This window comes from Streptomyces sp. NPDC048171 (assembly GCF_043202655.1).
Classification (GTDB): domain Bacteria; phylum Actinomycetota; class Actinomycetes; order Streptomycetales; family Streptomycetaceae; genus Streptomyces.
This window is the reverse complement of the sequence record NZ_JBIDAU010000006.1, coordinates 549,561-558,346: the sequence shown is the minus strand read 5'-3', so window position 1 is coordinate 558,346 and position 8,786 is coordinate 549,561. Positions and strand designations below refer to the sequence as shown.

9 protein-coding genes are annotated in these 8,786 nt (G+C 68.5%); 7 read left to right on the top strand and 2 right to left on the bottom strand.

What is annotated here, in order from left to right; translation table 11 throughout:
- Positions 1-279: 279 nt before the first annotated feature.
- A complete protein-coding gene (locus ACGF3J_RS20040) occupies positions 280-858 on the top strand; it encodes a hypothetical protein (RefSeq protein WP_161326204.1) in 579 nt (192 codons plus the stop codon).
- Between the two features lie 47 nt (positions 859-905).
- Here ACGF3J_RS20040 and ACGF3J_RS20035 read toward each other — a convergent pair whose 3' ends face one another.
- Entirely contained in the window at positions 906-1,211 is a 306-nt protein-coding gene (locus ACGF3J_RS20035; protein ID WP_122617317.1) for a ferredoxin, read from the bottom strand.
- Positions 1,212-1,456: 245 nt separating this feature from the next.
- On the opposite strand from ACGF3J_RS20035, the gene arc reads away from it, so the two are divergent.
- The 6 genes from arc (at position 1,457) to prcA (ending at position 7,630) form a co-directional block, all read left to right on the top strand.
- Complete coding sequence (gene arc, locus ACGF3J_RS20030) at positions 1,457-3,223, top strand: proteasome ATPase (RefSeq protein ID WP_122617315.1); 1,767 nt, start codon at positions 1,457-1,459, stop codon at positions 3,221-3,223.
- A gap of 235 nt (positions 3,224-3,458) precedes the next feature.
- On the top strand, positions 3,459-4,970 hold the full coding sequence (gene dop, locus ACGF3J_RS20025) for a depupylase/deamidase Dop (RefSeq protein WP_346345933.1): 1,512 nt from the start codon (positions 3,459-3,461) through the stop codon (positions 4,968-4,970).
- A 181-nt stretch (positions 4,971-5,151) separates the two neighbouring features.
- Positions 5,152-5,370, top strand: a complete 219-nt coding sequence (locus ACGF3J_RS20020) for a ubiquitin-like protein Pup (RefSeq protein ID WP_043374843.1) — start codon at positions 5,152-5,154, stop codon at positions 5,368-5,370.
- 336 nt (positions 5,371-5,706) lie between these two features.
- On the top strand, positions 5,707-6,003 hold the full coding sequence (locus tag ACGF3J_RS20015; protein ID WP_346345934.1) for an endonuclease VII domain-containing protein: 297 nt from the start codon (positions 5,707-5,709) through the stop codon (positions 6,001-6,003).
- Positions 5,955-6,800, top strand: a complete 846-nt coding sequence (gene prcB / locus ACGF3J_RS20010; protein WP_122617313.1) for a proteasome subunit beta — start codon at positions 5,955-5,957, stop codon at positions 6,798-6,800. The genes ACGF3J_RS20015 and prcB overlap by 49 nt, the downstream gene beginning before the upstream one ends.
- Positions 6,801-6,859: 59 nt before the next feature.
- On the top strand, positions 6,860-7,630 hold the full coding sequence (gene prcA, locus ACGF3J_RS20005; protein ID WP_161326206.1) for a proteasome subunit alpha: 771 nt from the start codon (positions 6,860-6,862) through the stop codon (positions 7,628-7,630).
- A gap of 36 nt (positions 7,631-7,666) precedes the next feature.
- Here the strand turns inward: prcA and ACGF3J_RS20000 are convergent, their stop codons facing one another.
- Positions 7,667-8,677: a LacI family DNA-binding transcriptional regulator gene (locus tag ACGF3J_RS20000; protein ID WP_393854420.1), complete on the bottom strand. Its 1,011-nt coding sequence runs from the start codon at positions 8,675-8,677 to the stop codon at positions 7,667-7,669.
- Between the last annotated feature and the right edge of the window lie 109 nt (positions 8,678-8,786).

Genomic DNA, 8,786 nt, shown 5'->3' with positions numbered 1-8,786 from the left:
AGGAGGCACTCCCCCGCGGGCGCGGGGGGGGGGGGCGGGGGGGGGGGGGGGCGCGGGCCCCCCCCCCCCCCCCCCCCCCCCCCCCCCCGCGGGGCCCCCCCCCCCCCCCCCCCCCCCCCCCCCCCCCCCGGCGTCTTCGCGTTGACGGGCACCCCCCGGGGAGCGAGCCGCGAGCAGGCCAATCCGACCAGGTACCCACCCCGCCGTTCCCCCGCACTGTGACGTGTGGCACGATGCTGGCCACCCCCACCGGCACAGCCCTCACAGGAGAAACTCCTCGTGCAGCACCCCGCCGTTCCGGACCTGTCCCACACGCACACCCGGCCGATCCACTGGGTCGCCACCGCCACGGCCGTCGCCGCGGTGGTCGCCCTGTCCTCGGTCCTCCAGCCCGACGCCGCCACGGCGGCACAGCCCGCCGCCGGCCCGAAGACGGCGCCGGCCCACGGCACGCCCCCCGATCCCGCGGCCGTCGCCTTCCCCCTGGAGTGCGGCCCGGTCAAGGCGGTGGTGCAGAAGAAGGCCACCGGCGACCTCGACGGCGACGGACGGCCCGAGACGGTGGCGGCCGTGCACTGCGACGCACCCATGGGGACCCCGCCGGACGGAGTGTACGTCGTCACGCGCGGCGCCGACGGAGGCAAGCCGCGGGTCGTCGCCACCCTCGTCGACCCGAAGGACCGCCACACCGTCACCGAGCTGACGGTCGACGGCCGCGGATCCGTGCGGGCCACCCTCCTCGGCTACTCGTCGGCCGACGTGCCCAGTTGCTGCCCCGACGTCACCGACCACGTGAAGTGGCGCTGGGAGAACGGCGCGTTCGTCAGCGACGCGCCGTCCCAGGCGCGCACCGTGTGACCCAACAGACATCGGTCACACACCGTAGACAGCGAGTCACGTTTTGGTCACTCTGAGTCCGGACCGTAGACCTCGGCCCTGTCCGAAACCCGACGTACGTGGATGCACTCGCCCGGACACTCCTTCGCGGAGTCGACCACGTCCGTGAGAAGCGGCAACGGCACGGGTGTTGCCGCCCCAGGAGCCTGCAGCAGCTCGTCGTCCGCGCCCTTCACGTAGGCCAGACCATCGATGTCCAGCTCGAACACCTCGGGCGCGTACTGGGCACAGATGCCGTCGCCGGTACACAGGTCCTGGTCGATCCAGACCTCCAGAGCCTCGCCGTCGACTCCGGCCTCCTGCTGCACGCTCATCTCTCCTGCCGTTTCCTGCGCCGAGCCGCTCGGGAATCCGGCCAGCTCTGACGGGTGTTGAACGCTTCGAGCGTACCCCCGCCTGGGTTCCATTCACGTCCGGTGGGTATTCCCCTGGCGTGAGGGAGAGCGCAAGGGTGAAGATCGGACACACCCCGACAGTCTTTGTGATCTAGGGGTTTCAATCGACACCCACCCAGGTAGGGTCTGGAAGCGTCCAGCTCCCCATGGAGGAGGTGAGGACCGTGGCAGCCCACGACGACGACATGAACCGCGGCATCCGCCCGGGACGCGGGTCCGACGACCCGGCCGGGCAGGTGGCCTATCTTGAGCAGGAGATCGCCGTCCTGCGACGCAAGCTCGCCGAATCTCCGCGGCACACGAGAATTCTCGAAGAGCGGATCGTCGAACTGCAGACCAACCTGGCCGGCGTCTCCGCACAGAACGAGCGGCTCGCCGGCACACTCCGCGAGGCCCGCGACCAGATCGTGGCCCTCAAGGAGGAGGTCGACCGGCTGGCCCAGCCACCGGCCGGCTTCGGAGTCTTCCTGCAGGCCAACGAGGACGGCACCGCCGACATCTTCACCGGCGGCCGCAAACTCCGGGTGAACGTCAGCCCGAGCGTCGAGCTCGACGAGCTCCGACGCGGCCAGGAACTGATGCTCAACGAAGCACTCAACGTGGTCGAGGCCATGGAGTACGAGAGCGTCGGCGACATCGTCACCCTCAAGGAGATCCTCGAGGACGGCGAGCGAGCCCTCGTGCTCGGGCACACCGACGAGGAGCGGGTGGTGCGGCTCGCCGAACCCCTGCGCGGACTCACCATCCGCCCCGGCGACGCCCTCCTGCTCGAACCACGCTCCGGCTACGTCTACGAGGTCGTGCCCAAGAGCGAGGTCGAGGAACTGGTCCTCGAAGAGGTCCCCGACATCGGCTACGAGCAGATCGGTGGCCTCGGCGGACAGATCGAGGCCATCCGCGACGCGGTCGAGCTCCCCTATCTCTATCCGGACCTGTTCCGGGAGCACGAGCTGCGTCCGCCCAAGGGCGTCCTGCTCTACGGGCCCCCCGGATGCGGCAAGACGCTCATCGCCAAAGCGGTCGCCAACTCGCTGGCCAAGAAGGTCGCCGAGGTCACCGGCCAGGCCGCAGGCAAGAGCTTCTTCCTCAACATCAAGGGCCCCGAGCTGCTCAACAAGTACGTCGGCGAGACCGAGCGGCAGATCCGCCTGGTCTTCCAGCGAGCCCGCGAGAAGGCCAGCGAGGGCACCCCCGTCATCGTCTTCTTCGACGAGATGGAATCCCTCTTCCGCACCCGCGGCTCCGGCGTCAGCTCGGACGTGGAGAACACCATCGTCCCCCAGCTGCTCGCCGAGATCGACGGCGTGGAGGGCCTGCAGAACGTGGTCGTGATCGGCGCCTCCAACCGCGAGGACATGATCGACCCCGCCATCCTGCGACCCGGCCGGCTCGACGTGAAGATCAAGATCGAACGTCCGGACGCCGAGGCGGCCAAGGACATCTTCGGCAAGTACCTCACCGAGCGCCTCCCGCTCCACTCCGACGACCTCTCCGAACACGGAAAGGACCGGGGTGCCACCGTCCAGAGCATGATCCAGACGGCGGTGGAACAGATGTACGCCGAATCCGAGGAGAACCGCTTCCTCGAGGTCACCTACGCCAACGGCGACAAGGAAGTCCTCTATTTCAAGGACTTCAATTCCGGCGCCATGATCGAGAACATCGTGGGCCGCGCCAAGAAAATGGCGATCAAGGACTTCCTCGAGAAGACCCAGAAGGGCCTCCGCGTCTCCCACCTCCTCCAGGCCTGCGTGGACGAGTTCAAGGAGAACGAGGACCTGCCGAACACCACCAACCCGGACGACTGGGCCAGGATCTCCGGAAAGAAGGGCGAGCGGATCGTGTACATCCGTACGCTCGTCACCGGAAAGCAGGGCGCGGACACCGGACGCTCCATCGACACGGTGGCGAACACCGGTCAGTACCTGTAAAAGGCGGGGCGGCTGCGGGTCCCCACAATGGGTACCCGCAGCCGACTGTTTTCCGGAGCCCCGACTGGAGCAAGGCAATGCCGCAAATGATCTCCCCACCAGTGCAAAGGCGTTCTAGGCTCTTCCATACCGCCGAGTCGCGCAGTGCGGGGACGGGCACCGCACACGCATCGGAGCGCCAGCGGTACTTGAGCGGTGCCCACGACCGAGGGCACCGCCGGGCAAGGAGGGCCGCATGACAGTACGGCGAGTAATGGGCATCGAGACGGAGTACGGGATCTCCGTCCCCGGCCACCCGAACGCCAATGCCATGCTCACCTCGTCCCAGATCGTCAACGCCTACGCGGCGGCGATGCACCGGGCCCGCCGGGCCCGCTGGGACTTCGAGGAGGAGAACCCGCTGCGGGACGCGCGAGGCTTCGACCTCGCCCGCGAGTCGGCCGACTCCAGCCAGCTCACCGACGAGGACATCGGCCTGGCCAACGTCATCCTCACCAACGGAGCACGGCTCTACGTCGACCACGCCCACCCCGAATACAGCGCTCCGGAGGTCACCAACCCGCGGGACGCCGTGCTGTGGGACAAGGCCGGCGAAAGGATCATGGCCGAGGCCGCCGACCGGGCCGCCCAGCTGCCCGGCGCCCAGCCGATCCACCTCTACAAGAACAACACCGACAACAAGGGCGCCTCCTACGGCACGCACGAGAACTACCTGATGAAGCGGGAGACCGCCTTCTCCGACATCGTGCGCCACCTGACGCCCTTCTTCGTCTCCCGCCAGGTCTTCACCGGCGCCGGCCGCGTCGGCATCGGCCAGGACGGGCACGAGCACGGCTTCCAGCTCAGCCAGCGCGCCGACTACTTCGAGGTCGAGGTCGGCCTGGAGACGACGCTCAAGCGCCCCATCATCAACACCCGCGACGAACCCCACGCGGACGCCGAGAAGTACCGGCGGCTCCACGTGATCATCGGCGACGCCAACCTGTCCGAGATCTCGACCTACCTGAAACTCGGCACCACGGCACTCGTGCTGTCGATGATCGAGGACGGCTTCATCGCCGTCGACCTGGCCGTCGACCAGCCCGTTCGCACCCTCCACCAGGTCTCCCACGACCTCACGCTCAAACGCCTGGTCACGCTGCGCAGCGGCCGCACACTGACCGCGGTCCAGCTCCAGATGGAGTACTACGAACTGGCCCGCAAGTACGTCGAGGAGCGGTACGGCGCGGACGCCGACGACCAGACCAAGGACGTCCTCGGCCGCTGGGAGGACACCCTCAACCGCCTGGAGAACGACCCCATGAGCCTCGCCGGCGAGCTGGACTGGGTCGCCAAGCGGGAGCTGATGGAGGGCTACCGGCGCCGCGACAACCTGGACTGGGACGCCGCCCGGCTGCACCTCGTGGACCTCCAGTACGCCGACGTACGTCCCGACAAGGGCCTGTACAACCGTCTGGTGGAGCGCGGCCGGATCAAGCGGCTGCTGGACGAGAACGAGGTCGAGCGGGCCCGTACGAAGCCGCCGGAGGACACCCGCGCCTACTTCCGCGGACGCTGTCTGGAGCAGTACGCGGACGACGTCGCGGCGGCCTCCTGGGACTCGGTGATCTTCGATCTGCCGGGCCGGGACTCGCTCCAGCGGGTGCCAACCCTGGAACCGCTTCGCGGAACGCGTAATCACGTCAAGGAGCTACTGGACCGCTGCCGCACCGCGGAAGACCTGGTCAAGGTGCTGGCCGGCGGGTAGCGGCACCCAGCGGGTACACCAGAAGGAGACCGCCGGACGAGGTGGAAAGTCACCGGGTCCGGGAACCATCGAGATGGCCCCCGCACGTTGTAGCAACTGCGGGGCCGATGTCGGACCCGGCTTGTAGGGTCTGATCTTGAACCGAGCAACTGTGTCGGGCGAACCGAGCGGGGTGAGGGTTATGGCGACCAAGGACACCGGCGGCGGGCAGCAGAAGGCCACGCGGTCCACCGAGGAGGTCGAGGAGCAGGCGCAGGACGCGCAGGCCTCCGAGGACCTCAAGGAACGCCAGGAAAAGCTGAACGACGACGTGGACTCCGTCCTGGACGAGATCGACGACGTACTCGAAGAGAATGCCGAGGATTTCGTGAGGTCCTTCGTTCAGAAGGGCGGGGAGTGATTTCGCCTTCGATTCAAAGGTGAAATCGGGGGCTGTGGCGTGATCGAGGGGTCGGCGTTGAGGCGCTGCTCAAGGTGCAAGCAACACTTGCCGAGGGCGGCGTTCGCCAGCAACAAGTCCGTGTCCGACGGTCTCCAGGCGTACTGCCGGGAGTGCTCCGCTGAGTACTACCGGCAGCGTCAGGAGGCCAAAGGCAAGAAGGTGCGCGAGAAGGTTTCCGTCCCTTCGGGGCACAAGCGATGCCCGCAGTGCAGCGAAGTGAAGCCTCACTCCGCGTGGGAGAGGAACAAGTCCACCTCCGACGGTTGGTCGAGCTACTGCCGCGAGTGCCGTGCGATGCGGAACCGGGCGAGCTACTTCAAGCGCAAGTACGGCCTCACTGAGGACCAACTCGACAAGTTGATCGCCGATCAAGGCGGCGTCTGCTGCATATGTTTGGCGGCTCCGGCCGCACATGTGGATCACTGCCACAAGACGGGTAGGGTCCGAGGCGTACTGTGCTTCAGCTGCAACGCAGCCTTGGGGCAGTTCAAGGATCGGCCCGATGCCATAAGGCGGGCTGCCGCTTACGTGGAGGGAATCGCGTGGAAGCCAACACTCGTAGCACCGGGCGTCTACCAGCTGCCTTCCTGACGCCCGGGTCCTCCTCCTTCATGGACTTCCTCGGTGCGCACCAGCCGGAGATGCTCCCGGGCAACCGGCAGCTGCCGCCGGTGCAGGGCGTGATCGAGGCGCCGCACGGCACCACGATCGTGGCCGTCACGTTCCCGGGGGGCGTCGTGCTCGCCGGTGACCGGCGGGCCACCATGGGCAACATGATCGCCCAGCGGGACATCGAGAAGGTCTTCCCGGCCGACGAGTACTCGGCGGTGGGCATCGCCGGCACGGCGGGCCTGGCCGTGGAGATGGTGAAGCTGTTCCAGCTGGAGCTGGAGCACTTCGAGAAGGTCGAGGGGGCGCAGCTGTCCCTGGAGGGCAAGGCGAACCGTCTGTCCACGATGATCCGGTCCAACCTGGGCATGGCGATGCAGGGGCTGGCCGTGGTGCCGCTGTTCGCCGGGTACGACGTGGACCGGGGTACGGGCCGGATCTTCTCGTACGACGTGACGGGCGGGCGGTCCGAGGAGCAGAACTTCGCGACCACGGGGTCGGGGTCGATCTTCGCGCGTGGTGCGATGAAGAAGCTGTTCCGTGAGGATCTGACCGAGGAGCAGGCCACGACGCTCGTGGTCCAGGCGCTGTACGACGCGGCTGACGACGACTCGGCGACCGGTGGTCCCGACGTCGCCCGCCGGATCTACCCGATCATCACTGTGATCACCGAGGACGGCTTCCGCCGGCTCAGCGAGGACGAGGGTTCGGAGCTCGCCCGGGCGGTGCTGGAGCGGCGGCTCGAGCACCCGGACGGTCCGCGGGCCGCGCTGCTGTAGCGGGTGCGTTCGTGTTGTCAGGTGGTCCAGTGACTTCTCCAGAAAGGGATGGATAACCGGTGTCGACGCCGTTCTATGTCTCACCCCAGCAGGCCATGGCCGACCGGGCGGAGTACGCCCGCAAGGGCATCGCCCGTGGCCGCAGCCTGGTCGTGCTGCAGTTCGCCGACGGCATCGTGTTCGTCGGTGAGAACCCGTCCCGTGCGCTGCACAAGTTCAGCGAGATCTACGACCGGATCGGCTTCGCGGCCGCCGGCAAGTACAACGAGTACGAGAACCTGCGGATCGGCGGCGTGCGCTATGCCGATCTGCGCGGGTACACGTACGACCGGGACGATGTGACCGCCCGTGGTCTGGCGAACGTGTACGCGCAGACGCTGGGCACGATCTTCTCCAGTCAGGCCGAGAAGCCGTACGAGGTGGAGCTGGTCGTCGCGGAGGTCGGTGACAGTCCGGAGAGCGATCAGATCTATCGGCTGCCGCACGACGGTTCGATCGTGGACGAGCACGGCTCGGTCGCGGTCGGGGGCAACGCGGAGCAGATCAGCGGGTACCTGGATCAGCGGCACCGGGACGGTATGACGCTGGCCGAGGCGCTGAAGCTGGCGGTGCAGGCGCTGTCGCGTGACACGAACGGCAGTGAGCGGGAGATTCCGGCGGAGCGGCTGGAGGTCGCTGTGCTGGACCGTACGCGGCCGCAGCAGCGGAAGTTCAAGCGGATCGTGGGCGCGCAGTTGTCGCGGCTGCTGGATTCCGGTGCGAGCGGGGGTGCCGATGACTCCGGCGCGTCCGAGGCGGATGACGCCGACGTCGAGAAGACGGACGAGTAGGACGGCGCGGGGCGGCTTCGCGCCGCCCCGTCCGGCTCACCGCGGTGGTGCCGTGGAGCCCCGTACGACCAGGCTGACGGGCAGGTCCCCTTCCTCGGGGGCCTGCCCTTCCAGTACGGCCAGCAGCGCCCGCATGCCGCGTTCGCCGAAGGCCTCCGCGTCGAGGCGGACCGTGGTCAGTTCGGGGTCGATGGCGGTGGCGAGGCCGAGGTCGTCCAGGCCGGTGACCGAGAGGTCGTCGGGGACGCGCAGCCCGGCGCGTCGGGCTGCTTTGTAGGCGCCGGCGGCCAGTTTGTCGTCGTCGCAGACGAGGGCCGTGGGCCGGGGTCCGGGTGCTCTGAGCGCGCTCTCCGTGGCGGTGCGGGCGCCTTCGATGGAGATGGGCGCGCGGGCCGTGCGCAGGTCGGTGCCGGGCGTGGCGGACAGCCGGGTCGCCAGTTCCCGGGCGCGTACCTCGAAGGTCCAGGAGGGTACGTCGGCCGCGAGGTGCAGGAAGCGGCGGTGGCCCAGGGTGAGCAGGTGGTCGGCGACCTGGCGGATGCCGTCGGCGATGTCGAGGTTGACCGTGGCGGCGCCGAGGCTGCCCTCGGGATCGCTGTCGAGCATGACGAGGGGCAGTTGGTCGCCCCGGATCGCCGTGAGGGCGTCGGCGGCCATGGAGGACGCGATGACGCCGTCCAGTGCGGCTTGCGCGGAGGCGAAGGGGTCCCTGGCGGGGCCCACGCCCTCGGGGGAGGGGTAGAGCACGACGCCGAAGCCGTGTTCGGCGGCCACGCGTGCGGCGCCGGTGTACACCTCGGCGAAGAACTCGGTGGTCAGCGCGGGGACGACCAGTAGGACGGTGCGGGTGCTGCCGAGGCGGAGGTTGCGCGCGGCGAGGTTGGGGCGGTAGCCCAGCTCGTGGGCAGCCTCGCGGACGCGCTGTGCGGTGGGCTCGGAGACGCGGCCGCGCCATTTGTCGCCGAGTACCAGGGAGACCGCGGCCTGGGAGACTCCGGCTGCCTGGGCGACGTCCCGGCTCGTGGGGCGGGTGCTGCCTTGTGCCACCGTTCGCCTGCGCTTTCGTCTGGACTCGTGAACAGGCGACATGGTACGTATGGCGGAGTAAGTTATACGTAACACGTCAGCATGTCAGTGAGTGCAGCAGAGAAGGGGG